Origin of the sequence: Volucribacter amazonae (assembly GCF_029783845.1) — a bacterium.
Classification (GTDB): Bacteria; Pseudomonadota; Gammaproteobacteria; order Enterobacterales; family Pasteurellaceae; genus Volucribacter; species Volucribacter amazonae.
The window spans coordinates 707,220-733,068 of the sequence record NZ_LWID01000001.1 but is presented as its reverse complement, the minus strand read 5'-3'; the positions used below and the strand labels follow the sequence as shown (position 1 = coordinate 733,068).

At 40.2% G+C, this 25,849-nt stretch carries 15 protein-coding genes, 2 tRNA genes and 3 rRNA genes; 17 read left to right on the top strand and 3 right to left on the bottom strand.

All coding sequences use genetic code 11. The features are described from left to right. Positions 1-6: 6 nt before the first annotated feature. The 10 genes from murI (at position 7) to A6A20_RS03620 (ending at position 14,841) form a co-directional block, all read left to right on the top strand. Positions 7-804, top strand: coding sequence for a glutamate racemase (gene murI / locus A6A20_RS03665; protein WP_279572191.1), 798 nt, complete (start codon positions 7-9; stop codon positions 802-804). Positions 805-1,256: 452 nt separating this feature from the next. Beyond that, a 16S ribosomal RNA gene (locus A6A20_RS03660) occupies positions 1,257-2,798 on the top strand. A gap of 65 nt (positions 2,799-2,863) precedes the next feature. Further along, a tRNA-Ile gene (locus tag A6A20_RS03655) sits at positions 2,864-2,940 on the top strand. Positions 2,941-2,979: 39 nt separating this feature from the next. Continuing rightward, a tRNA-Ala gene (locus A6A20_RS03650) sits at positions 2,980-3,055 on the top strand. Between the two features lie 219 nt (positions 3,056-3,274). Further along, positions 3,275-6,286, top strand: a 23S ribosomal RNA gene (locus A6A20_RS03645). Between the two features lie 147 nt (positions 6,287-6,433). Continuing rightward, positions 6,434-6,549: ribosomal RNA gene (rrf, locus tag A6A20_RS03640) — 5S ribosomal RNA — on the top strand. The 16S, 23S and 5S rRNA genes sit together here with 2 tRNA genes alongside, the layout of an rRNA operon. Before the next feature lie 452 nt (positions 6,550-7,001). Continuing rightward, a complete protein-coding gene (locus A6A20_RS03635; RefSeq protein ID WP_279572190.1) occupies positions 7,002-9,269 on the top strand; it encodes an NADP-dependent malic enzyme in 2,268 nt (755 codons plus the stop codon). 159 nt (positions 9,270-9,428) lie between these two features. Continuing rightward, positions 9,429-10,064: a superoxide dismutase [Mn] gene (sodA, locus tag A6A20_RS03630; RefSeq protein WP_279572189.1), complete on the top strand. Its 636-nt coding sequence runs from the start codon at positions 9,429-9,431 to the stop codon at positions 10,062-10,064. 300 nt (positions 10,065-10,364) lie between these two features. Continuing rightward, positions 10,365-11,819, top strand: a complete 1,455-nt coding sequence (locus tag A6A20_RS03625) for a catalase (RefSeq protein ID WP_279572188.1) — start codon at positions 10,365-10,367, stop codon at positions 11,817-11,819. A gap of 154 nt (positions 11,820-11,973) precedes the next feature. Beyond that, a complete protein-coding gene (locus tag A6A20_RS03620) occupies positions 11,974-14,841 on the top strand; it encodes a valine--tRNA ligase (RefSeq protein WP_279572187.1) in 2,868 nt (955 codons plus the stop codon). A gap of 69 nt (positions 14,842-14,910) precedes the next feature. Here the strand turns inward: A6A20_RS03620 and A6A20_RS03615 are convergent, their stop codons facing one another. Beyond that, positions 14,911-15,669: a YaaW family protein gene (locus A6A20_RS03615; RefSeq protein WP_279572186.1), complete on the bottom strand. Its 759-nt coding sequence runs from the start codon at positions 15,667-15,669 to the stop codon at positions 14,911-14,913. A gap of 116 nt (positions 15,670-15,785) precedes the next feature. On the opposite strand from A6A20_RS03615, the gene A6A20_RS03610 reads away from it, so the two are divergent. The 3 genes from A6A20_RS03610 (at position 15,786) to arcA (ending at position 18,868) form a co-directional block, all read left to right on the top strand. Continuing rightward, positions 15,786-16,049, top strand: a complete 264-nt coding sequence (locus A6A20_RS03610; RefSeq protein WP_279572185.1) for a helix-turn-helix transcriptional regulator — start codon at positions 15,786-15,788, stop codon at positions 16,047-16,049. Between the two features lie 382 nt (positions 16,050-16,431). Then, complete coding sequence (gene prfC / locus A6A20_RS03605) at positions 16,432-18,015, top strand: peptide chain release factor 3 (protein WP_279572184.1); 1,584 nt, start codon at positions 16,432-16,434, stop codon at positions 18,013-18,015. Between the two features lie 142 nt (positions 18,016-18,157). Continuing rightward, positions 18,158-18,868 carry a two-component system response regulator ArcA gene (gene arcA, locus A6A20_RS03600; protein ID WP_279572183.1) on the top strand — a complete coding sequence of 237 codons (711 nt, stop codon included), beginning with the start codon at positions 18,158-18,160 and terminating at the stop codon, positions 18,866-18,868. 59 nt (positions 18,869-18,927) lie between these two features. Here arcA and A6A20_RS03595 read toward each other — a convergent pair whose 3' ends face one another. Then, positions 18,928-20,142 (bottom strand): pyridoxal phosphate-dependent aminotransferase, encoded by a 1,215-nt coding sequence (locus tag A6A20_RS03595; protein ID WP_279572182.1) that lies wholly within the window; start codon positions 20,140-20,142, stop codon positions 18,928-18,930. A gap of 157 nt (positions 20,143-20,299) precedes the next feature. Between A6A20_RS03595 and A6A20_RS03590 the strand changes: the two genes are divergently transcribed. The 4 genes from A6A20_RS03590 (at position 20,300) to pnuC (ending at position 25,037) form a co-directional block, all read left to right on the top strand. Continuing rightward, the gene (locus A6A20_RS03590; protein ID WP_279572181.1) at positions 20,300-21,574 is read left to right on the top strand and encodes an isochorismate synthase; all 1,275 of its coding nucleotides are present in this window, start codon (positions 20,300-20,302) and stop codon (positions 21,572-21,574) included. Between the two features lie 10 nt (positions 21,575-21,584). After that, positions 21,585-23,294 carry a 2-succinyl-5-enolpyruvyl-6-hydroxy-3-cyclohexene-1-carboxylic-acid synthase gene (menD, locus tag A6A20_RS03585; RefSeq protein WP_279572180.1) on the top strand — a complete coding sequence of 570 codons (1,710 nt, stop codon included), beginning with the start codon at positions 21,585-21,587 and terminating at the stop codon, positions 23,292-23,294. Further along, complete coding sequence (gene menH, locus A6A20_RS03580; RefSeq protein WP_279572179.1) at positions 23,295-24,083, top strand: 2-succinyl-6-hydroxy-2,4-cyclohexadiene-1-carboxylate synthase; 789 nt, start codon at positions 23,295-23,297, stop codon at positions 24,081-24,083. A gap of 258 nt (positions 24,084-24,341) precedes the next feature. Next, the gene (gene pnuC, locus A6A20_RS03575) at positions 24,342-25,037 is read left to right on the top strand and encodes a nicotinamide riboside transporter PnuC (RefSeq protein WP_279572178.1); all 696 of its coding nucleotides are present in this window, start codon (positions 24,342-24,344) and stop codon (positions 25,035-25,037) included. Here pnuC and A6A20_RS03570 read toward each other — a convergent pair. After that, positions 25,027-25,746: a tRNA1(Val) (adenine(37)-N6)-methyltransferase gene (locus A6A20_RS03570; protein WP_279573734.1), complete on the bottom strand. Its 720-nt coding sequence runs from the start codon at positions 25,744-25,746 to the stop codon at positions 25,027-25,029. The genes pnuC and A6A20_RS03570 overlap by 11 nt on opposite strands. Between the last annotated feature and the right edge of the window lie 103 nt (positions 25,747-25,849).

Genomic DNA, 25,849 nt, shown 5'->3' with positions numbered 1-25,849 from the left:
GGATTAATGAAACCCACCATTTTATTTTTTGATTCTGGTGTGGGCGGATTGAGTGTTTATCGAGAAGTTCGTCAATTATTGCCAGATTACCATTATTTATATTGTTTTGATAATGCGTTTTTTCCTTATTCTGAAAGAGCTGAGGCTGAGATTATTGAACGGGTATTGATGATTTGTCAGCAACTGGATCAACGTTATCCCCTTGATTTAATTGTGATTGCTTGTAATACAGCGAGTACGGTGGTGCTACCTGCATTACGTCAAGCCTTTCGTTGCCCCATTGTTGGGACCGTACCAGCCATTAAACCAGCGGCAATAATCAGTAAAACGAAACATATTGGATTATTAGCCACCAAAGGCACGATAAACCGCTCTTATGTTGCGGAACTTATTTGTCAATATGCGAAAGATTGCAAGGTAGAGAAAATTGGTTCAACTCAATTAGTCCAACTAGCAGAACAAAAATTACATGGACATTCAGTGGATCTTATTGCTTTGCGTAAGGAATTACTCATTTGGTTGGAACAAACGGATTTAGATACCGTTGTATTAGGTTGCACCCATTTCCCTCTATTAAAAGAAGAAATTCAAATTTGTTTACCTCAGGTAAAATATTTTGTTGATTCAGGACAAGCTATTGCAAAGCGTATTCAATCTTTGTTGGAGGATTATCAGGAGAATAAATCTGAAGAAATGCAGGCATTATTATTTAATCAGGCTTTTTGTACTCATGATTTTTCAACATTGTTTCAATTTGAACGTAGATTAAAACAATGGGGATTTGCAACGTTAACATTATTATAAGTGCGGTCAATTTTGATATTATAGCCGTTCCACTTTAAAATGATACAGCGTTGGTACGCCTCGCCGTACTATTTGTACTGTCTTCGGCGCACCGCCTTGTCTCATTTTAAATTGAAACGACTATATTTTTCCTTATTTAAGGACAAAAAGGCGAATTTGTTCGCTGATTTGCCGTAAAAATATGCAATTAAGCAAAAAAGTCAAAAAAATTGCAAAAAGCACTTGCAAGGCGAAATGAAATCACTATAATACGCCCCACACAACGACGCTGTAGTTGATAAGATGAAAAATCAGCGTCGTTTTTCTTTCTGAATAGAAAGTTGTTCTTTAAAAAATAAATCAGACAATCTGTGTGGGCACTCGTGTGCTTGAGTTTGAAAATATTGAAAATTTTAGATTTAACACACCAGTGCTGAACAATTTATTTGAAGTCAGTATTGAGTGTAAGGATTAAACTGAAGAGTTTGATCATGGCTCAGATTGAACGCTGGCGGCAGGCTTAACACATGCAAGTCGGACGGTAACAGGGGAGAAACTTGTTTCTTTTGCTGACGAGTGGCGGACGGGTGAGTAATGCTTGGGAATCTGTCTTGAGGAGGGGGATAACCACGGGAAACTGTGGCTAATACCGCGTATAATCGGAAGATGAAAGTGTGGGACCGTAAGGCCACATACCTTGAGGTGAGCCCAAGTGAGATTAGCTAGTTGGTGGGGTAAAGGCTTACCAAGGCGACGATCTCTAGCTGGTCTGAGAGGATGACCAGCCACACTGGGACTGAGACACGGCCCAGACTCCTACGGGAGGCAGCAGTGGGGAATATTGCGCAATGGAGGAAACTCTGACGCAGCCATGCCGCGTGAATGAAGAAGGCCTTCGGGTTGTAAAGTTCTTTCGGTGGTGAGGAAGGTTGTTGCTTTAATAGAGTAGCAAATTGACGTTAGCCACAGAAGAAGCACCGGCTAACTCCGTGCCAGCAGCCGCGGTAATACGGAGGGTGCGAGCGTTAATCGGAATAACTGGGCGTAAAGGGCACGCAGGCGGTAACTTAAGTGAGGTGTGAAATCCCTGGGCTTAACCTAGGAATTGCATTTCATACTGGGTTACTAGAGTACTCTAGGGAGGGGTAGAATTCCACGTGTAGCGGTGAAATGCGTAGAGATGTGGAGGAATACCGAAGGCGAAGGCAGCCCCTTGGGGAGAGACTGACGCTCATGTGCGAAAGCGTGGGGAGCAAACAGGATTAGATACCCTGGTAGTCCACGCTGTAAACGCTGTCGATTTGGGGATTGGGCTATATGCTTGGTGCTCGTAGTTAACGTGATAAATCGACCGCCTGGGGAGTACGGCCGCAAGGTTAAAACTCAAATGAATTGACGGGGGCCCGCACAAGCGGTGGAGCATGTGGTTTAATTCGATGCAACGCGAAGAACCTTACCTACTCTTGACATCCTAAGAAGCCTTTAGAGATAGAGGCGTGCCGTAAGGAGCTTAGAGACAGGTGCTGCATGGCTGTCGTCAGCTCGTGTTGTGAAATGTTGGGTTAAGTCCCGCAACGAGCGCAACCCTTATCCTTTGTTGCCAGCATTTAAGGTGGGAACTCAAAGGAGACTGCCAGTGATAAACTGGAGGAAGGTGGGGATGACGTCAAGTCATCATGGCCCTTACGAGTAGGGCTACACACGTGCTACAATGGTGCATACAGAGGGCAGCGAGAGTGCGAGCTTGAGCGAATCTCAGAAAGTGCATCTAAGTCCGGATTGGAGTCTGCAACTCGACTCCATGAAGTCGGAATCGCTAGTAATCGCAAATCAGAATGTTGCGGTGAATACGTTCCCGGGCCTTGTACACACCGCCCGTCACACCATGGGAGCGGGTTGTACCAGAAGTGGATAGCTTAACCGGAAGGAGGGCGTTCACCACGGTATGATTCGTGACTGGGGTGAAGTCGTAACAAGGTAACCGTAGGGGAACCTGCGGTTGGATCACCTCCTTATGAAGAGGCTTGAGTACACGAGGTGTCCACACAGATTGTTTGATAAAGATAATGCTCAACTCTGCGGGTCTGTAGCTCAGGTGGTTAGAGCGCACCCCTGATAAGGGTGAGGTCGGTGGTTCAAGTCCACTCAGACCCACCACTTGATAAAAGCAAGTGGCAGAGTGAATAGAGGGTATTTGGGGATATAGCTCAGCTGGGAGAGCGCCTGCCTTGCACGCAGGAGGTCAGCGGTTCGATCCCGCTTATCTCCACCAAATCACTTTATGGCGAAATCCTTATGGGTAAAAGGTGATAAGAAATGACTTTTTACCCATGATGATTGATAAGATTATCTGATGTTCTTTAACAAGTAGGAAACAAGCTGAAAACTGAAGACTTTCAAGAAAAGTCTGAGTAAAGACCTTAATTTATTAAAAAGGGTAAATTAAGGACATTCTTAAGTAGACCTCAAGTGAGAGCACTAGAGGTTGTATAGTTAAGTAATGAAGCGTACAGGGCGGATGCCTTGGCAATCAGAGGCGAAGAAGGACGTGCTAATCTGCGAAAAGCTTGGATGAGTTGATAAGAAGCGTTTAATCCAAGATGTCCGAATGGGGAAACCCAGTAGATGAAGAATCTACTATCATTAACTGAATCCATAGGTTAATGAGGCGAACCGGGAGAACTGAAACATCTAAGTACCCCGAGGAAAAGAAATCAACCGAGATTCCGTCAGTAGCGGCGAGCGAAAGCGGAGTAGCCAGTAAGTGATAGTTTTGTTATCAGTAGAAGGTGTTGGAAAGCACTGCCATAGCGGGTGATAGCCCCGTATACGAAGATAATGGAATGGTACTAGGCTTACGAGAAGTAGTGCGGGACACGAGGAATCCTGTATGAAGATAGGGGGCCCATCCTCTAAGGCTAAATACTCCTGATTGACCGATAGTGAACCAGTACTGTGAAGGAAAGGCGAAAAGAATCCCGGTGAGGGGAGTGAAATAGAACCTGAAACCCTGTACGTACAAGCAGTGGGAGCCTGTTAAGGGTGACTGCGTACCTTTTGTATAATGGGTCAGCGACTTATATTTTGTAGCGAGGTTAACCGCATAGGGAAGCCGAAGGGAAACCGAGTCTTAACTGGGCGAGAAGTTGCAAGGTATAGACCCGAAACCCGGTGATCTAGCCATGGGCAGGTTGAAGGTTGGGTAACACTAACTGGAGGACCGAACCGACTAATGTTGAAAAATTAGCGGATGACTTGTGGCTGGGGGTGAAAGGCCAATCAAACCGGGAGATAGCTGGTTCTCCCCGAAATCTATTTAGGTAGAGCCTTAAGTGAATACCTTCGGGGGTAGAGCACTGTTTCGGCTAGGGGTCCATCCCGGATTACCAACCCGATGCAAACTGCGAATACCGAAGAGTAATGCTTAGGAGACACACGGCGGGTGCTAACGTCCGTCGTGGAGAGGGAAACAACCCAGACCGCCAGCTAAGGTCCCGAAGTCTATATTAAGTGGGAAACGAAGTGGGAAGGCTTAGACAGCTAGGATGTTGGCTTAGAAGCAGCCACCATTTAAAGAAAGCGTAATAGCTCACTAGTCGAGTCGGCCTGCGCGGAAGATGTAACGGGGCTAAAATATAGCACCGAAGCTGCGGCATCAGGCGTATCACTAATAAGTCTAATGAGAGACGATTAACAACGTGTTCGCGTAGCGAACGGGTTGTTCAAGCGTCAACCACGTTGAGTGGTAAAGAGGTAGAAAAATAGACATATTAGTGATACGCCTGTTGGGTAGGGGAGCGTTGTGTAAGCCGTAGAAGGTGTATTGAGAAGTATGCTGGAGGTATCACAAGTGCGAATGCTGACATAAGTAACGATAAAACGGGTGAAAAACCCGTTCGCCGAAAGACCAAGGTTTCCTGTCCAACGTTAATCGGGGCAGGGTGAGTCGGCCCCTAAGGCGAGGCTGAAAAGCGTAGTCGATGGGAAACGGGTTAATATTCCCGTACTTGAATAAACTGCGATGTGGGGACGGAGCAGGTTAGGTTAGCAGTAGATTGGATAGTACTGTTTAAGTTTGTAGGTGGGGTTTTTAGGCAAATCCGGAAACCTGATAACACTGAGAAATGATGACGAAGCTCTACGGAGCAGAAGTAACTGATACCCAACTTCCAGGAAAAGCCACTAAGCTTCAGGTTTATTTAAACCGTACTGAAAACCGACACAGGTGGTTAGGTAGAGAATACTCAGGCGCTTGAGAGAACTCGGGTGAAGGAACTAGGCAAAATAGCACCGTAACTTCGGGAGAAGGTGCGCTGGCGTAGTGTGAAGTTTGCACAAATGGAGCATGAACCAGTCGAAGTGACCAGCTGGCTGCAACTGTTTATTAAAAACACAGCACTCTGCAAACACGTAAGTGGAGGTATAGGGTGTGATGCCTGCCCGGTGCTGGAAGGTTAATTGATGGTGTCATCGCAAGAGAAGCACTTGATCGAAGCCCCAGTAAACGGCGGCCGTAACTATAACGGTCCTAAGGTAGCGAAATTCCTTGTCGGGTAAGTTCCGACCTGCACGAATGGCATAATGATGGCCAGGCTGTCTCCACCCGAGACTCAGTGAAATTGAAATCGCCGTGAAGATGCGGTGTACCCGCGGCTAGACGGAAAGACCCCGTGAACCTTTACTATAGCTTGACACTGAACCTTGAATTTTGATGTGTAGGATAGGTGGGAGACTATGAAGTGGTAACGCCAGTTATCATGGAGTCGTTGTTGAAATACCACCCTTTAACGTTTGATGTTCTAACGAAGACTGCGTAACGTGGTTTCGGACAGTGTCTGGTGGGTAGTTTGACTGGGGCGGTCTCCTCCCAAAGCGTAACGGAGGAGCACGAAGGTTTGCTAATCACGGTCGGACATCGTGAGGATAGCGCAATGGTAAAAGCAAGCTTAACTGCGAGACGGACAAGTCGAGCAGGTGCGAAAGCAGGTCATAGTGATCCGGTGGTTCTGAATGGAAGGGCCATCGCTCAACGGATAAAAGGTACTCCGGGGATAACAGGCTGATACCGCCCAAGAGTTCATATCGACGGCGGTGTTTGGCACCTCGATGTCGGCTCATCACATCCTGGGGCTGAAGTAGGTCCCAAGGGTATGGCTGTTCGCCATTTAAAGTGGTACGCGAGCTGGGTTTAGAACGTCGTGAGACAGTTCGGTCCCTATCTGCCGTGGGCGTAGGATAATTGAGAGGGGCTGCTCCTAGTACGAGAGGACCGGAGTGGACGCATCACTGGTGTGCCAGTTGTCTCGCCAGAGGCATTGCTGGGTAGCTAAATGCGGAAGAGATAAGTGCTGAAAGCATATAAGCACGAAACTTGCCTTGAGATGAGTTATCCCAATCTAAGGATTGTAAGGGTTGTTTGAGACGAAGACGTAGATAGGCTGGGTGTGTAAGTGTAGTGATACATTGAGCTAACCAGTACTAATTGCCCGAGAGGCTTAACTATACAACGCTGTAGTGTTTTTGCGAGGTAGAAAGAAGAAAGTATCAGACGAGAGAGAATAGAGAGTTAAAGTAGGCAGCTTGTTTTTGAAGTTAAAGAGAAGAAGAATAAAGAAAGGATAAAATTGAAGTAAATCATCAAAGGAATTATCTTGGCGGCGATAGTGCGGTGGTCCCACCTGACCCCATGCCGAACTCAGAAGTGAAACGCCGTAACGCCGATGGTAGTGTGGGGCATCCCCATGTGAGAGTAGGTCACCGCCAGGTTGTTATGAATAGTACCCCTGTTGTGAAGCAACGGGGTTTTTTGTTTATTAAGAATTAAGAAAAAAATTTTAAAACTGACCGCACTTTATTACACCAAAGTGCGGTCAGTTTTAGAATAATTTTCTCATAAATATTGATATTCTCATTTTCCCTCCTCTTTAAAAAATTTTAGTGTGAATTTATCTATATCTAGATAAGAAGTTTTTAAATAAGTTGGTGTAGAGCCAGAAGCAGAAAGCCTACTATCTTTCAACGATATTTTTCGGATTATAGAAAATCATTTTGTTTAATTAATCAATGTTTACCACAAATTTTAGTAAGATATTCTAATATTGTGGTACATATCACAAATTATCTTTGAAATCAGTTTATAATAAGAAAGTTTAAATGTAAGGTTTACATTTAACTGTGAATGATTAAATTTACCTATATCAAAGAGAGAGGATCATTTTATGGACGAACAGTTACGCCAAGCAGCACTTGATTTTCATGAATTTCCTAAACCGGGGAAAATAGAAGTTACGCCAACAAAGTCTTTAGCAACGCAACGAGATCTTGCTCTTGCTTATTCTCCAGGTGTGGCTGTTCCTTGTTTAGAAATACGAAATGATCCCTTATTAGCACATAAATATACCGCAAAGGGTAATTTGGTTGCGGTTATTTCTAATGGTACGGCTGTGCTTGGTTTGGGCAATATTGGTGCTTTAGCGGGTAAACCCGTTATGGAGGGGAAAGGCGTTTTATTTAAAAAGTTTGCGGGGGTTGATGTTTTTGATATTGAGATTGATGAGCATGATCCTGATAAATTAGTGGATATTATCGCTGCCCTAGAGCCAACTTTTGGCGGCATTAATTTAGAAGATATTAAAGCCCCAGAGTGTTTTTATATTGAACAAAAATTGCGTGAGCGTATGAATATCCCTGTTTTCCATGATGATCAGCATGGTACAGCGATTATTAGTGCAGCAGCGATTTTAAATGGTTTACGTATCGTGAACAAAAAAATAGAGGACGTTCGTTTAGTTGCCTCAGGAGCTGGTGCGGCTTCTATTGCTTGTCTAAATTTATTGGTTAGTTTAGGCATGAAAAAAGAAAATATTACCGTATGTGATTCTAAAGGTGTGATCTATAAAAATCGTGATGAACGTTTAGATGAGACTAAAAAACACTATGCGATTGAAGATAATGGGCAACGTAGTTTAGCTGATGCGATACCTAATGCCGATATTTTCTTAGGTTGTTCAGCAGCAGGAGCATTAACGCAGGATATGGTTAAATCCATGGCAGCAAGCCCATTAATTTTGGCGCTGGCGAATCCTGATCCTGAAATTACACCTCCAGAAGCAAAAGCGGCACGTGCTGATGCCATTATTTGTACAGGACGTTCAGATTACCCAAATCAAGTGAATAATGTGCTATGTTTCCCATTTATTTTTCGAGGTGCGTTAGATGTTGGAGCGACCACCATTAATGAAGAAATGAAAATGGCAGCAGTTTATGCCATTGCCGATTTAGCTTTAGCGGAGCAAAGCGAGGTGGTTTCTTCGGCTTATGGTGATAGTGAACTTTCCTTTGGACCTGATTATGTGATTCCAAAACCTTTTGATCCACGTTTAATCGTAAAAATTGCCCCTGCGGTGGCGAAAGCGGCAATGGATAGTGGGGTAGCCACTCGTCCAATTGAGGATTTTGAGGCTTATATTGAACAATTGACTCAGTTTGTTTATAAAACTAATTTATTTATGAAACCCGTATTTGTTCAAGCTAAGGCGGACAAAAAACGGGTTTTATTGACCGATGGGGAAGAACCGAGAGTTTTACATGCGGTGCAAGAAATTGCTTCTTTAGGCATCGCATCGCCAGTGCTGATTGGACGCCCAGCGGTCATTGCGGAACGAGCGAAGTCCTTAGGTTTAAAAATTCAAGTTGGACAAGATTATGAAGTGATCAATATTGAAGATAATCCTTATCATGAACAATGTTGGAAAACTTACTATGAACAACAAAAACGCCATGGCGTTACCCCTGTTGCAGCACAACGTGAGTTGCGTACTAATCCTACTATTATTGGGGCAACTTTATTGCAATTAGGGAAAGTTGATGCCCTGTTATGTGGTTTACTTGGAAATTATGCTTCCCATTTAGATATTTTGAAAAATGTGATTGGTATTAAATCTGATGTCTCCACTCTAGCCACCGTAAATGGTTTAGTGCTAGCCAAATCAAATTTATTTTTAGCAGATACTTTTGTGAATCTTGAGCCTACTGCGGAACAATTAGCTGAAATTACCTTAATGGCAGCTAAACAAGTGCGTGATTTTGGTATTGAGCCACAAGTTGCTTTAGTTTCCAGTTCTAATTATGGTAGCTCGGATACACCAAACGCGTTAAAAATGCGTAAAGCATTAGCTTTGGTACAACAGCAAGATCCAAATTTAGTGATTGACGGTGAAATGCATTGTGATGTTGCATTATCGCAGAGTTTACGCCAAGAGATTATGCCTGATAGCCCAATTAAGGGGGCTGCGAATTTATTGGTTTTCCCATCAATGGAGTCCGCACGCATTAGTTTAAATTTATTACAAGGTACCGCAACACCAAGTACCATTGGACCTTTATTAATGGGATTAAATAAATCTGCCCATATTTTAACGCCAGTCGCCTCGGTACGCCGTATTATCAATATGGTGGCAGTTGCTGCCGTTAAGGCACAGCATTAACAAAATAAGAGCGGAAAATTTTTGAAAAATAGACCGCTCTTTATCTTAATAAATCATTAAACTTGGTTATAATTTATTCTTATAAGCAATTTTAATGATATTAATCAAAAAATTTGTTAAACTAAACAGGATTTTTAACCCTCAACAAAAGGAATGATTATGGCTTATACTTTACCAGAATTAGGTTATGCTTATGATGCCCTACAACCGCATTTTGATGCACAAACCATGGAAATTCATCACAGCAAACATCACCAAACTTATATTAATAATGCCAATGCTATCTTAGAAACCTCACCTGAATTAATGGCATTAGCCAATGCAGGTTGCCCGGGATCTTTCTTACGTAATTTAGATAAAGTTCCAGCAGATAAATTAACAGCATTACGCAATAATGTTGGTGGACATGCTAACCATACATTATTTTGGAAAAGTTTGAAAAAGGGAACAACCTTACAAGGCGACTTAAAAGCCGCGATTGAACGTGATTTTGGTTCAGTTGATGCCTTTAAAGCTGAATTTGAAAAAGCCGCTACCACACGCTTTGGTTCTGGTTGGGCTTGGTTAGTTTACGAAAATGGTAAATTAGCTGTTGTTTCTACCGCAAATCAAGATTCACCATTAATGGGTAAAGACATTGCCGGCTGTTCTGGTTTCCCAATTTTTGGTTTAGATGTATGGGAACATGCTTATTACTTAAAATTCCAAAACCGCCGTCCAGATTATATCAAAGAATTCTGGAATGTAGTAAACTGGGATTTTGCAGCAGAGCGTTTTGCTAAAGCGACAGCTTAATATTTTCCCCTATATTTATAAAAAACCTTGATAAAATATCAAGGTTTTTTTGTGGGAAATAAATATAGTCATTCAACTAAGTATAGTCGTTTCAATTTAAATTATAGTTGTTCCACTTTAAAATGATACGGCGAGGTGTACCATATTTTGGAAAGGGAGGGGCTATACTTTGTATTGTTTATACTTTCAATAGAGATTTAAGTATTGCTAAAACTAATTGATTTAATAGTTTGATAAGTAATTCCAATAGATAGATAATTTACTAGAAAATTTTAACTATCAATGTTGGAGTGATTATTTATGACACAAAAATGCCCTTTTGATCATCATAGCAAAACCCTTACCACCGCAGCGGGTGCGCCCGTTGTGGATAATGACAATACCATGTCAGCAGGTCCGAAAGGCCCTTTATTATTACAAGATGTTTGGTTTCAAGAAAAATTAGCCCATTTTGCTCGTGAACGTATTCCTGAGCGTGTTGTTCATGCCAAAGGTTCAGCAGCTTATGGGACTTTTACTGTTACCCAAGATATTACAAAATATACTAAAGCGGCTTTATTTAGCGAAATTGGTAAACAAACTGAAGTGTTATTGCGTTTTTCTACTGTGGCAGGCGAACGTGGTGCGGCAGATGCTGAACGTGATGTGCGTGGTTTTTCATTAAAATTTTATACTGAACAAGGTAACTGGGATTTAGTGGGTAACAACACGCCTGTTTTCTTTATTCGTGATCCATTAAAATTCCCTGACTTTATTCATACGCAAAAACGTAATCCACAAACCAATTTGCGTGATGCCAATGCCGCTTGGGATTTTTGGTCAAGACACCCTGAATCAATGCACCAAATTATGATCCTCTTTAGTGATCGTGGTATTCCTGCGACCTTACGCCATATGAATGGTTATGGTAGCCATACTTATAGCTTAGTGAATGCCAATAATGAACGTTTCTGGGTCAAATTCCATTTCAAAACCCAACAAGGTCATCGTTTTTTTACCAATGCTGACGCGGCTAAAGTGGTGGGTGAAAATCGTGAATCCAGCCAGCAAGATTTATATGAATCTATTCAAAATGGCGATTTCCCTCGTTGGACAGTACAAGTGCAAATTATGCCTGAAGCAGATGCGCATAAACATAATTATGCTTTTGACCTCACTAAAGTATGGCCACATAAAGATTATCCGCTAATTGAAGTGGGGATATTAGAATTAAACCGTAACCCTGCAAACTATTTTGCTGAGGTAGAGCAAGCGGCTTTTGCACCAAGTAATATTGTTCCGGGCATTGGTTTCTCGCCTGACCGTATGTTGCAAGGGCGTTTGTTCTCTTATCAAGATGCACAACGTTATCGTTTAGGGGTAAATCATCATCAGATCCCAGTTAATGCACCAAAATGCCCATATCATAACACTCATCGTGATGGTGCAATGCGTGTGGATAATAATGGCGGACAGCATCCGAATTATGCACCAAATTATGCCGGTACTTACACCCCAACCCACGATCAATTATCCTTACAAATTGAACGTGAGGCAGCACATTTTGATTTTCGTGAATACGATCAAGATTATTATTCACAACCAGCGGCTTTATATGCCATTTTTGATGAACAGCAAAAAGCCCGCTTAGCAAGCAACTTTGCGGCGAGTTTAAATGACGTAACAGACCCAGAGATTGTTGAACGTCAAATGGCACATTTTGCCCAAGTAAGCGAACAGCTTGCTCAAGCAATTCGTGCGGAGTTAAAAGGTTAATTCTCCTCAATAATTCACTAAGACCTCTCCTTTAGCGAGAGGTGTTTTTTATCGCCTTTACGGACTTTGCATTCCCCCCCACTTTTCGGTAAAATTAACCACTTTTATATCATCACAACTAGCATTGGCTAACCTTGATAAATAACGAGATATTATGACAACACAATTTGAAATGGCAGATCGTTTTGAACCATCTGCAGTGGAACAAGCCTTATATCAGCATTGGGAAGAAAAGGGCTATTTTAAACCTTCAGAAAATGAGAATGCACCCAGTTATTGTATTGCAATTCCGCCACCTAATGTAACAGGTAGTTTACATATGGGACACGCTTTCCAACAAACCTTAATGGACACCTTAATCCGTTTTCATCGTATGGAAGGCGATAATACGTTATGGCAGGCGGGTACAGATCACGCAGGCATTGCCACCCAAATGGTAGTGGAACGTAAAATCGCAGCAGAAGAGGGAAAAACTCGCCACGATTATGGACGAGAAGCCTTTATTGATAAAATTTGGCAATGGAAAGCCCATTCTGGCGGTACAATTAGCCAACAAATGCGTCGTTTAGGCGATTCAGTGGATTGGCAACGTGAACGTTTTACGATGGACGAGGGGCTATCTAATGCAGTCAAAGAAGTATTTGTCCGTTTGCATGAACAAGGCTTAATTTATCGTGGTAAACGTTTAGTCAACTGGGATCCGAAATTGCATACCGCCATTTCTGATTTAGAAGTGGAAAATAAAGAAAGCAAAGGCAGTTTGTGGCATTTCCGTTATCCGTTAGCCGATGGGGCAAAAACTGCTGAGGGTAAAGAGTATTTAGTGGTGGCGACAACACGTCCTGAAACGGTGTTAGGCGATACAGCGGTTGCGGTACACCCTGAGGACGAACGTTATCAATCATTAATTGGTCAATATGTTGTTTTACCTTTAGTCAACCGTAAAATTCCAATTATTGCTGATGATTATGTGGATCGTGAGTTTGGTACGGGAGTGGTAAAAATTACCCCTGCTCACGACTTTAACGACTATGAAGTGGGTAAACGTCATCAGTTGCCAATGGTTAATGTAATGACTCTCAATGCGGATATTCGTGATGAAGCCGAAATTATTGGAGCAGATGGCAAAGTATTAACCAATTATCAAGCCGTTATTCCAACTCAATATCAAGGATTAGAGCGTTTCGCTGCACGTAAACAAATTGTGGCGGATTTTGAACAATTAGGTTTGTTGGACGAAATTAAACCGCACGATCTCAAAGTGCCTTATGGCGATCGTGGTGGGGTGCCTATTGAGCCAATGTTGACCGATCAATGGTATGTAAGTGTTAAGCCTTTAGCCGAAGTGGCAACCAAAGCGGTAGAGGACGGTGAAATTCAATTTGTGCCTAAACAATATGAAAACCTTTACTTTTCTTGGATGCGAGATATTCAGGATTGGTGTATTTCTCGCCAATTATGGTGGGGGCATCGTATTCCTGCTTGGTATGATGAACAGGGTAATGTTTATGTGGCTCGTAATGAACAGGAAGTGCGGTCAAAATATCAATTAAATTCTGATGTAGTTTTACGTCAAGATGAAGATGTACTAGATACTTGGTTTTCTTCAGGATTATGGACATTCTCAACCTTAGGTTGGCCTGAGCAAACCAAAGAATTAAAAATGTTCCACCCTACTGATGTGTTAATTACAGGGTTTGACATTATTTTCTTCTGGGTTGCTCGTATGATTATGTTTACTATGCACTTTATTAAAGATGAAAATGGTAAACCGCAAGTCCCATTCAAAACCGTTTATGTTACAGGTTTAATCCGCGATGAAAATGGGCAAAAAATGTCAAAATCTAAAGGAAATGTGCTTGATCCTATTGATATGATTGACGGTATTAGTTTAGAGGATTTATTGGCAAAACGCACAGGCAATATGATGCAACCGCAACTTGCCGAAAAAATTGCCAAAGCCACTAAAAAAGAATTTGTCAATGGTATTGCGGCTCACGGCACTGACGCTCTACGTTTTACCCTTGCCGCTTTAGCCAGTAATGGACGTGATATTAACTGGGATATGAAACGTTTAGAGGGCTATCGCAATTTCTGTAATAAATTATGGAACGCGAGCCGTTATGTGTTAATGAACATTAACAATTTACAATTAGCGGAAGGCGAAATGCACTTTAGCCTTGCGGATCGCTGGATTCAAGCGGAATTTAATCAAGCGGTACAATCTTTCCGTTCGGCTTTAAGCCAATATCGTTTTGACTTGGCAGCCAATGCCATTTATGAATTTACTTGGAACCAATTCTGCGACTGGTATGTAGAATTAACTAAACCTATTTTTGCTACGGGTTCTGATGCACAAAAACGTGCTGCTCGCCATACTTTAATTGAAGTGTTAGAAAAATTATTACGTTTAGCACACCCAATTATGCCATTTATTACCGAAGAGATTTGGCAAAAAGTGAAAGGCTTTGCTGGTGTAACGGGCGATAGCATTATGTTACAACCGTTCCCACAAGTGGTAGCAGAATACCAAGATCCACAAGCGGTAAGCCAAATGAATTGGCTTAAAGAGATCATCATTGCTGTACGTAATATTCGTGCAGAAAGCAATATTGCCCCAAGTAAAGTATTAGATCTTTATTTACGCAATTTAGCTGAGACAGAAAAAAATTGTTTGCAAAACAACCGCACTTTATTACAAGCAATGGCAAAATTAGGCGATATTACGGTGCTTGAGCCACAGCAAAATGCTCCGTTATCTGTTACTAAATTAGTAGGCGATGCGGAGCTATTTGTGCCAATGGCGGATTTTATTAATAAAGAGGCAGAACTTGCTCGCTTGAATAAAGAGCTAGAGAAACTCAAAGGCGAAATTGTGCGTATTGAAAATAAATTAGCCAATGAAACCTTTGTGGCAAAAGCACCAGAAGCGGTTATTGCGAAAGAAAGAGAAAAAATGCAAAGTTATCAAGAAGCCTTAGATAAACTCAAATTGCAATATCAAGCTATTGAAAATTTATAAACATTGAAAGCGACAAGTGATTGTCGCTTTTTTCTAATATTTTGTTGTTAATTGTTATATTACGATTTACTAGAGAGTAAAACTTTCAGTTGCTCGAATAGCTTCTGAATGTGTTTTTAAATGACGTAAAAATGCTATTTGAATAACAACTGGAATAGTTACTCGATATGCTGGACCCGCAATATCAAATGCAGTCCATATTCCAGTAATTGCCCAACCAATTGGACCTGTTAATATAGCGGCTGTGCGAGTAAGAAGTATATTACCACCTATCGTTAATCCTCGCCCAATTAATGCTTTTAAAACAGCATTAGCAATAATCACTGTTAGTTGATATGATTTGAATCCTCCCATTTTAAATATAGTAAGTAATGCGGCAGTTGTTGCCTGACTGCTTAAGTTATTTGTATTTTTTAGATCTAGTTGGATAGAGAGTTGTTTTAACTGTTCTGTGGACATCTCATATATCGCTTTTTCTAATATTTTCATGAGCAGATTTTCTTCAATTAGTTTTGTAGAGCTATTGTCATTATATGGCACTTTGAGTTTATCACATACATCACATAATATTTCTCTATAACAAACACCTTTGCCTCTAAATAAATTCATAATTGAATTTCCACCAAATGTTTGAATTTCAGCAGCAATTTCTTCCCAATATTTATTGTGATTTGGTCTGTATTTTTTATATTTATGATTTGAACTCAACTCTTCTGTAAGACGTTTAGTATTATCAGAATCATATATCAATGTTTTTACAAGATCATCAAGTTCATTTGCGTCACAAGTTGCAAGAAATTCCAAATCTGGGTCGTAACGGTATTCCATAGTTTTTCCTCTAAAATCAATGATTCAATGGAATTATTTTATAAAAATAGTTATACTCATCGCTAGGAACAATTTGGGGAGATGAGCTACCTAATTAGTTAATAATGGAGGTTATTATGAGTAATATGCTACTAGAAATGATCCGTAAATTAAGGGAAAGCAAAAAAATAACTCAAGCGGAGATGGCTAGAAGTTTATATATTACAGAGGCTGCCTATGGAAAACTTGAAAGAGGAGAAAACAATATTAGTTTAAAGCGATTAAATCAGATTATGCAAATATTATTAAATATTGACTTTGAGAAAATTCTCATTTCTCAATTTGAAGTTTTAGATTCCCCCCCCCCCAGAGAATATCAATTTTATATTAAAAAAGGATAAGTTATACAATAATGATATAAGATATTTGTTAGGGATAGTAAAACAACAACAAGAAGAAATTGATTTTCTTCGACAGATAATAAAAGATAAAATATCCAAGTAAAATTCATTACATATTAAGTAATACTCTTTTTTAATTATTAAAAGTATTTCTAATGATTTTTGTTTTCTTGCATAAGAAATGTTAATTTTATTATTCGAAGTTTCTCAAAAAGGAGAGGGGGATAAAGGATAGTCAAAAATAAAGTTATCACTATCATTAATCATCTTTAATCTCATTATTTCTCATTTTTTTCATACCAATTTTACTTTTGCTATTTTATCCCTTTTGCAATTTATGGCATAATTAGCCACTATTTAGTTTGCATTTATATTTAATACTATGTCATATCCACAACAAGTTAATAAACGCCGTACCTTTGCGATTATCTCGCACCCTGATGCAGGGAAAACCACCATTACTGAAAAAGTCCTACTCTATGGTAATGCAATTCAAAAAGCAGGTTCCGTTAAGGGTAAAGGCTCAGCGCAACATGCTAAATCAGACTGGATGGAAATGGAAAAACAACGGGGAATTTCTATTACCACTTCGGTTATGCAGTTTCCTTATAATGACTGCTTAGTTAATTTATTAGATACACCGGGACACGAGGATTTCTCGGAGGATACCTATCGTACCTTAACCGCAGTAGATAGCTGCTTAATGGTTATTGATAGTGCTAAAGGGGTAGAGGAACGTACCATTAAATTAATGGAAGTAACTCGTTTACGTGATACCCCTATCCTTACCTTTATGAATAAACTTGACCGTGATATTCGTGATCCTATGGAATTACTTGATGAAGTAGAAAATGTATTAAAAATCCATTGTGCTCCTATTACTTGGCCCATAGGTTGTGGGAAACTCTTTAAGGGAGTTTATCATTTATATAAAGATGAAACCTATTTATATCAAACGGGACAAGGACATACTATTCAAGATGTTAAGGTAATCAAAGGCTTAAATAATCCTGATTTAGATCAAGCGGTGGGTGATGATCTTGCTCAGCAATTACGTGATGAATTAGAACTGGTACAAGGTGCCTCTAACCCTTTTGAATTGGAAGCATTTTTAGCAGGCGAACTGACACCTGTCTTTTTTGGTAGCGCATTAGGGAATTTTGGCGTTGATCATATGTTAGATGGATTAACTCAATGGGCGCCAGCACCACAAGCACGCCAAGCAACCAACCGACAAGTAGAGGCAAGTGAGGAAAAATTTACTGGTTTTGTATTTAAAATTCAAGCCAATATGGATCCAAAACATAGAGATCGTGTTGCCTTTTTACGTATTGTTTCAGGCAAATATGAAAAAGGTATGAAGTTACGCCATGTTAGAATTGGTAAAGAAGTAGTTATTTCCGATGCCTTAACCTTTATGGCTGGGGATCGTAGCCATGCGGAACAAGCCTATGCAGGTGATATTATTGGTTTGCATAATCATGGCACGATACAAATTGGTGATACTTTCAGTCAAGGTGAAGAACTGAAATTTACTGGAATACCTAACTTTGCACCAGAATTGTTTAGACGTATTCGCCTTAAAGATCCACTTAAACAGAAACAATTATTAAAAGGATTAGTCCAATTATCAGAAGAAGGTGCGGTACAGGTTTTCCGTCCATTAGTCAATAATGATCTTATTGTTGGTGCGGTAGGGGTATTACAATTTGATGTGGTGGTTTCTCGCTTAAAAACAGAATATAACGTTGAGGCTATTTATGAAACCGTTAATGTCGCCACAGCACGTTGGGTTGAATGTACCGATCACAAAAAATTTGAAGAATTTAAACGTAAAAATGAACAAAATCTTGCCCTTGATGGTGGCGATAATTTGACTTATATTGCCCCAACAATGGTAAATCTTAATTTAGCTCAAGAACGTTATCCTGATGTGGTATTTTTTAAAACAAGGGAACATGGTTAGTATCGTTTTTTATGATAAAGATCATGAAAATTAAGATTAGCGTAACAAATTTAACATTTTGGATTGTGATCCTTTACTAACAATAATACAATTCGGCTGATTTTACCAAAAACTGGAAAATAAAATTTACATAGGAAAAAATATGACGACTCCGAAAATTCTCATTGTTGAGGACGAAGCGGTAACACGCAATACCTTAAAAAGTATTTTTGAAGCGGAAGGATATGAAGTTCATCAAGCTTCTGAAGGCCTACAAATGAACAAAGTTCTTGCTAATGAACCTATCAATTTGGTTATTATGGATATTAATTTACCCGGTAAAAATGGTTTAATGTTAGCAAGAGAATTAAGGGAAAATGCCGATATTGCCTTGATGTTTTTAACGGGCAGAGATAATGAAGTAGATAAAATCCTTGGCTTAGAAATTGGTGCTGATGATTATATTACCAAGCCTTTCAATCCAAGAGAACTTACTATTAGGGCACGTAATTTATTACAACGCACAATGAATGATAAACATAAAGAGCATAAAGAATCGGTTAATCAATATCGTTTTAATGGTTGGACATTATATATTGATAGTCGCTCATTGATTACCCCAGAAGGGGAAGTTCATAAATTACCACGTAGTGAGTTTCGGGCGATGCTACATTTTTGCCAAAACCCGGGGAAAATCCAAACACGAGAAGGATTACTGAAAAAAATGACGGGGAGAGAATTAAAACCTCATGATCGTACAGTGGACGTAACTATTCGCCGTATCCGTAAACATTTTGAAGATCATCCAGACACCCCCGAAATTATTGCTACTATTCATGGAGAAGGTTATCGTTTCTGTGGGGAACTTGAATAATAATGATAAAAACCTCGATAGCTAGATCGAGGTTTTCTGCTTTAACCTTTTATCAATATTTACTGCCGATACCCCTGCAAAAACCTTGCTAATCGTCCTAGTGCGTCTTCAATTTGGTAAACATAAGGTAGGGTGACGATACGGAAATGATCTGGGCTGTGCCAGTTGAAACCTCGTCCATGCACTAATAACACTTTTTCTTGGCGTAATAAATCTAGCACCATTTTTTCATCATCATAAATATTAAATTTTTTCACATCAATTTTGGGAAACATATATAACGCCCCCATAGGTTTGACACAGCTAATACCCGGAATGGCGTTCAATAATTCATAAGCCCGATTGCGTTGCTCTAATAACCGTCCGCCGGGCAGAATATATTCATTAATGCTTTGATAGCCCCCAAGTGCGGTTTGAATAGCGTGTTGCATTGGGACGTTAGCACATAAACGCATTGAGGCGATCATATCTAAGCCTTCAATATAGCCTTTGGCGTGATTTTTTGGGCCATTTAATACCAGCCAGCCTTGGCGAAAGCCTGCCACACGATAAGCCTTAGATAAGCCGTTAAAGGTTAAGGTTAATAAATCAGGTGCTAAAGCGGCGATATGTTGATGCTCTGCACCATCATATAAAATTTTGTCATAAATTTCGTCAGCAAAAATAATTAATTGATGCTGGCGAGCAATTTCGGCAATTTGTAGTAATAATTCTTTGCTATATACCGCACCTGTTGGGTTATTGGGATTAATAATTACAATGGCTTTAGTGCGAGTAGTAATTTTGCTTTTAATATCTTCAAGATCAGGATACCAATCCGCTTGTTCATCACAAACATAATGTACCGCTTTACCGCCAGCAAGTGTTACAGAGGCTGTCCATAAAGGATAATCTGGCATAGGAATTAACACTTCGTCCCCGTCATTTAATAAGGCTTGTGTTGCCATAGTGATTAATTCTGATACCCCATTACCAATATAAACATCATTTACTGTTACACTACGCATATTTTTAGATTGATAATATTGTACAATGGCTTTACGAGCAGAGTATAGCCCTTTAGAATCGCAATAGCCTTGAGCGGTAGGTAAGTTACGCAAAACATCAACCAAAATTTCATCGGGGGCTTCAAAACCAAAAGGGGCAGGATTACCGATATTGAGTTTTAAAATTTTATTGCCTTCTTCTTCAAGGCGTAATGCTTCTTTATGCACAGGACCACGAATATCGTAACAAACATGCTCAAGTTTTGCGGATTTGGGGAAAATGCTCATATTATCACCTAACTTAACGAATTTTATTGTTGAGAGTAAATTCATCACTTTACGCTTATTTTGTCAATATGAAAAGATTTAGTAAAAAATTATTTCAAAATAGGCTAGAATAGCCCATTATTTTTTCCGTTATCGCCATAAATGTTTGTTTTTTTATATGGATAATTTGCAGTTACTCAAAAGCAAAATAGTTGATTTTGTTGTTCAATATCAAGCTGACCAACATACTTCTATTACTTTGTTTAAAACCCATATTACTGGCTCAATATCCTTATTAAGCTGGTTAAAAGCACAGACAATTTATCCGCAGTTTTATTTTAAATTACGCAATCATACTGCCACCTTTGCCGCTATAGGTAAAGTGCGGTCATTTTCTGATAAATTTTTGGCTCAAGCCTTTATGGCAGAGCAGGATTTTCCCCTTGTGGGCGGTATGCAATTTGCTGGCAATAGCTTATTTTATTTGCCACAATTATTGTTACAACAGGAACAGGATAAGCTATCTTGTTGGCTATTTATTGATAATCAACAACCCCTTGCTCAACAAATTGATCCTTTATTGGCAACACTCACTGATACCGTTTCGTTGCAAGCCATTGATCACATTCAATTTATTGAGCAATATCGCCAAGCCAGCTTTGCACAATGGCAACATTGGATTGAACAAGGGCTAGCTTGCTTTAAACGGAAAGCATTAAGCAAAGTAGTGCTAGCCAATCAATATCATTTAACCAGTGATTGCTCAATTAATGCCAAGGATATGCTCGGGCAAAGTGAGCGAGTTAATTCCCATTGTTATCATTTTTTGCTGGCTGAAAATGCGGATAGTACCTTTTTAGGCTCAAGCCCCGAGCGTTTATATCGGCGTGAACAACAACAATTAGCCACTGAGGCGTTAGCGGGGACGGCTTTTATGGGCAATGATCAAAGAAAAAATCAACAACAAGCCGATTGGTTATTGCAAGATCAAAAAAATCAATATGAAAATCAATTAGTTGTGGACGGTATTTGCCAGCATCTAGCCCCTTATGCACAACATATTGAGGTGCAAGACAAAACATTAGTGCCATTACGCAATGTACAGCATTTATGCCGTAAAATTCAGGTAACTCTAAAGCCTGAGTGCCATGATGCCCATTGTTTGCAAGCCATTCACCCTACCCCTGCGGTGTCAGGTTTACCTCAACAACCAGCGGTGGAATTTATTAAAAATTGTGAAAATTTTCACCGCACTTGGTATGCAGGTTGTCTCGGTGTTATGCAGCCACAACAAGCGGAATTTTGTGTTACTATTCGTAGTGCCTTTGTGGAACACAACAAAATTCGTGTTTTTGCAGGGGCAGGTATTGTTGAAGGATCTAATCCCTTGTTAGAATGGCAGGAAATTGAGCGTAAAGCAAAAGGATTAATTTCCTTGTTTAATCAATCATAATGGAGAAATTATGTCAGAGGTGAGTACTTTTAATCGTTGTTGGGCAAAAGTCATTTTAGCCAGCTTAGTTCGGCATGGCGTACAACATATTTGTATCGCCCCGGGTTCACGTTCAACCCCCTTGACCCTAGAGGCGGCACGCTTACAGCAACATAAACAAGTGCATTGCCATAGCCATTTTGATGAACGAGGTTTAGCCTTTTTTGCCCTTGGTATCGCCAAGGCAAGCCAATCGCCTGTTGCGGTAATTGTTACCTCTGGCACAGCCGCTGCTAATTTATACCCTGCGATTATTGAGGCTCGCCAAACAGGTGTTAATCTTATTGTGCTTACCGCCGATCGCCCGCCTGAATTATTAGAGTGCGGTGCAAATCAAGCGATTTTACAAGCTAATCTCTTTGCGGATTATCCTGTGGCACAGCTTGATCTGCCTCGCCCAAGTGCGGATTATCCTGCGCAATGGCTGATTTCTCGTATTCAGCAAGCCTGCTTGGCTCAGCAACAACAAGCAGGGGTAATCCATATTAATGTACCTTTTGCCGAGCCGTTGTATCAAGCTGATGAACAGCAAATTCAACAACATGCTTGGTTACAGCCGATCCAATCTTGGCTAAGCCAAAATAAGCCTTGGATTGCATGGCAACCCCCACATCAAGAAGTGTTAATTCACGAAAATTGGGATTTTTGGCGGAGCAAACGAGGCGTGATAGTCGTGGGGCAAATCCCCTTAGCACAAAGTATGGGGCTGGCTACTTGGGCGAATACTCAAGGTTGGATTTTATTAACGGATATTCAATCCACTGTTGAGCCTAGCTTGCCTTATGCGGATATTTGGTTGGCAAATCAAACCGTAAGACAAAAATTATTGCAAGCGGATATTGTGATCCAAATGGGAGCAAAGATTATCAGCAAACGCATTAACCAATTTTTAGCGGAATTTAACGGCGAATTTTGGTTAGTTGATCCGCAAGCAAGACAATGCGATCCTTATCATCATCATCAAACCCGTTTCCAAGCAAAAATTCATCATTGGCTACGGGCTCACCCTGCATTACGGCAAAAAACTTGGCTACTTGAGCCTCTGGCGCTATCTAAGTTTTGTGCTACCTTTATTGAACAACAGGTGGGCGGTACATTAAATGAAGCCTCTTTAGCCCATAATTTAGAGCGTGTATTGCCGAGTAACGGCGTATTATTCTTGGGCAACAGTTTATTTATCCGCTTAGTTGATGCACTTTGCAAATTGCCAGAAGGTTATCCTGTTTATACCAATCGAGGGGCAAGCGGTATTGATGGGTTATTAGCGACTGCAGCAGGTATTGGCGTTGCCACTAACCAACCACTCGTGGCGGTGCTTGGTGATACTTCCGCCCTTTATGACCTCAATTCCTTGGCTCTCTTTAAGTCCGTTAATCAACCTACCATTATTTTCATTATTAATAATAATGGCGGAGCGATTTTTGATCTGTTGCCAGTGGACGAAGAACTCAAAAACAACTTTTATCGTATGCCACATCATCTTGAATTCTCTCAAGCCGCATCAATGTTTGAGCTCAAATATGCTCGTCCTTATACTTGGGCTGATTTAGGTTCAGTATTAAAACAAGCCTATGGACGGCGAGAAACCACATTGATTGAAATTAAAGTGAATCCAAGTGATGGCTCAAAGTTGTATAAACAGCTTATTGAACAAATTAGCCACGCAGTAATTGGAGTATAAATGCCATTGCCAAGCTCAAACGCCAATAAACAAGGGCAAAAGCCTTTGTTAGTATTGCTACATGGCTTGCTTGGCGATAAACAAGATTGGCAAAAATTGATGGATTTTTTACCGCACTTTGACTGTATTGCGTTAGATTTACCCTTTCATGGCACTAGTTATTCCGCACAACAACTGGCACAAGCTCAAGATTTTCAACAAGTTTGTGCCTTATTAGCTCAGCATATTCAAGCACAAATACAACAACGCCCTTATTATTTAATGGGCTATTCCCTTGGTGGACGTTTGGCTTTATATGCTTATTTTGCTCAGTTATTGCCAACTCATTCATTGCAAGCTCTGCTGTTAGAGGGCGTTAATCTCGGTTTATCCGATTCCGCTCAACGACAACAACGTTGGCAACAGGATCAAAATTGGGCAAAGCGTTTTGCTCATCAACCCATTCAACAAGTGCTTGAGGAATGGTATCAACAACCTGTTTTTGCTCATCTTACCCCACAACAACGGCAACAACTTATTCAATTACGCCAACATAATAACGGACAAGCCATTGCCCGTATGCTTACAGCTACCTCATTAGCCAAACAACCAGATTTTAGATATAAAGTGCGGTGCGTTTCCTTACCTGTTTTTTATTTTTGTGGCGAAAAAGATCAAAAGTTTCAACAAATTGCCAAACAAAATCAGCTAGATTTAACCTTAATCCCCCAAGCAGGGCATAACGCCCACCAAGAAAACCCACAGCAATTTGCAAAGTTATTGACAGAGAAGTTATGTTCCAGAGAATAAATAATTGTTAATATGCTATTTGGGTAAATAGGCATAAGTAATGTTCTCTTTTTCTTTTGAGCCTAAAGTGCGGTTGATTTTGGAATTATTTTTGCCTCTTTTTCTGACTTTAGCATATCATATCAAAATATTAAATTTCTTATCTGCTACAAAATTAAAAAATTATTCTTAGTTTATAAGTTTTTTGTTATCTATACTTGACATTGTATTGTTTGCGGTGTAAAAGTAGGCAAGTTTTCTACAATTAAGGAATCAACGATGACATTGAATAATTATTGGCAGCTTGCTCGTAAAGAGTTTTTTGGTGGTTGGAAACCATTAGAAGTGGCTTGGATTGTGGTTTTTGTTGGGGCTCAAATTTGGGCTTATGTGCAAGAGCCAGATTCTATTTTGGCAATGATTTCGGGGATTGCGGGCTTGCTTTGCGTGATCTTTGTGAGTAAAGGAAAAATCAGTAATTATTTCTTTGGCTTAATTTTTGCTTATACCTATTTTTATGTGGCTTGGGGGGCGAATTATATTGGTGAAATGAATTCTACCCTCTATGTTTATATTCCTGCTCAATTTATTGGTTATTTTTTATGGAAAGCCAATATGCAAAATGATAACAAAGGCAATGAAACGGTGAAAGTTAAAGCCTTAACTTGGCGAGGCTGGTTAATTTTATTGGTCAGTATGACGATTTGTTCTTTGTTGTTTATTGAAGCTGTAAGCATGGCGGGGGGGGGTAAACCAGCCCTTGATGGCACAACCACAATCATTACTTTTTCCGCTCAATTATTAATGATTTTACGTTATCGTGAACAATGGTTGTTATGGATTAGTTTAAATATCCTTTCTATTGTTTTGTGGGCGGAAACCCCAGCGATGTATATTATGTTTACTGGCTATTTGGTCAATTCCATTTATGGTTATTATAATTGGCTCAAATTATCGCAATCAGCTAAAATTTAAGATAAAACGCCTGAGTTAATTGCTTAAATTTGTCGGTATATTGATTGTTTTGATCGTAAATCACTAAGTTATCTTGTCGCAATGGCGAGGCTTGTTGGGCAAAGCTAATCAACGTTCGGTGAGGTGTTTTGCCCATTTTGGTTATAATGTCGCATTGTTCAATACAATAAAGTGCGGTTTGTTTTGCTTGTGTTTTGAGTAAATTTGCCGCTTGAACAGGTAGTACAAAACAAATTTTACCTTGTGGGCCTAAACAGGATTGTGCCATTGTTAGCCAAGCGAAATGGCTTTGTTGTTGGTAGCGAGCCAATTCTCGTTGAGCTGATGAACAAGCAACCCCTTGAGCAAAATAAGGGGGATTAGCGACAATCAGATCAAATTGTGTCAAGACCGCTGAGCCTTGGCGTGAGGCAACAAATTGTTCAATAGATTGTCCAACGATGTGGATATTGTGTTGCCAAGGACAAGCCTTAGCATTTTCTTTTGCTTGTTGGGTGGCTTGGGTATCATATTCAACCCCTGTTATTTGTGCTTGTGGGTAACGTTGAGCTAACATAATCGCTACCAATCCTGAGCCTGTGCCTAAATCTAAAATATGCTGACAGTTGGCATTGCTTGCCCAAGCTCCCAATAAAATGCCGTCAGTGCCGACTTTCATCGCACATTGATCATGTCTAATAAAAAATTGTTTAAAGCGAAAACCTGTCATAATGTTAGTAAGCATAAATTTTTAAGGTTAAGTGAGTTATAGTCGTTTCAATTTAAAATAAGACAAGGCGGCACGCCGAAGACAGTACAGATAGTACGGCGAG

What these genes read in the sequence shown, in the direction of transcription:
- A6A20_RS03620 (WP_279572187.1), top strand. Translation starts at nt 11,974, where the DNA reads ATGACAACACAATTTGAAATGGCAGATCGTTTTGAACCATCTGCAGTG.
- menH (WP_279572179.1), top strand. Translation starts at nt 23,295, where the DNA reads ATGCCATTGCCAAGCTCAAACGCCAATAAACAAGGGCAAAAGCCTTTG.
- prfC (WP_279572184.1), top strand. Translation starts at nt 16,432, where the DNA reads ATGTCATATCCACAACAAGTTAATAAACGCCGTACCTTTGCGATTATC.
- A6A20_RS03615 (WP_279572186.1), bottom strand. Translation starts at nt 15,669, where the DNA reads ATGGAATACCGTTACGACCCAGATTTGGAATTTCTTGCAACTTGTGAC.
- arcA (WP_279572183.1), top strand. Translation starts at nt 18,158, where the DNA reads ATGACGACTCCGAAAATTCTCATTGTTGAGGACGAAGCGGTAACACGC.
- murI (WP_279572191.1), top strand. Translation starts at nt 7, where the DNA reads ATGAAACCCACCATTTTATTTTTTGATTCTGGTGTGGGCGGATTGAGT.
- sodA (WP_279572189.1), top strand. Translation starts at nt 9,429, where the DNA reads ATGGCTTATACTTTACCAGAATTAGGTTATGCTTATGATGCCCTACAA.
- A6A20_RS03610 (WP_279572185.1), top strand. Translation starts at nt 15,786, where the DNA reads ATGAGTAATATGCTACTAGAAATGATCCGTAAATTAAGGGAAAGCAAA.
- menD (WP_279572180.1), top strand. Translation starts at nt 21,585, where the DNA reads ATGTCAGAGGTGAGTACTTTTAATCGTTGTTGGGCAAAAGTCATTTTA.
- A6A20_RS03625 (WP_279572188.1), top strand. Translation starts at nt 10,365, where the DNA reads ATGACACAAAAATGCCCTTTTGATCATCATAGCAAAACCCTTACCACC.
- A6A20_RS03635 (WP_279572190.1), top strand. Translation starts at nt 7,002, where the DNA reads ATGGACGAACAGTTACGCCAAGCAGCACTTGATTTTCATGAATTTCCT.
- pnuC (WP_279572178.1), top strand. Translation starts at nt 24,342, where the DNA reads ATGACATTGAATAATTATTGGCAGCTTGCTCGTAAAGAGTTTTTTGGT.
- A6A20_RS03570 (WP_279573734.1), bottom strand. Translation starts at nt 25,746, where the DNA reads ATGACAGGTTTTCGCTTTAAACAATTTTTTATTAGACATGATCAATGT.
- A6A20_RS03595 (WP_279572182.1), bottom strand. Translation starts at nt 20,142, where the DNA reads ATGAGCATTTTCCCCAAATCCGCAAAACTTGAGCATGTTTGTTACGAT.
- A6A20_RS03590 (WP_279572181.1), top strand. Translation starts at nt 20,300, where the DNA reads ATGGATAATTTGCAGTTACTCAAAAGCAAAATAGTTGATTTTGTTGTT.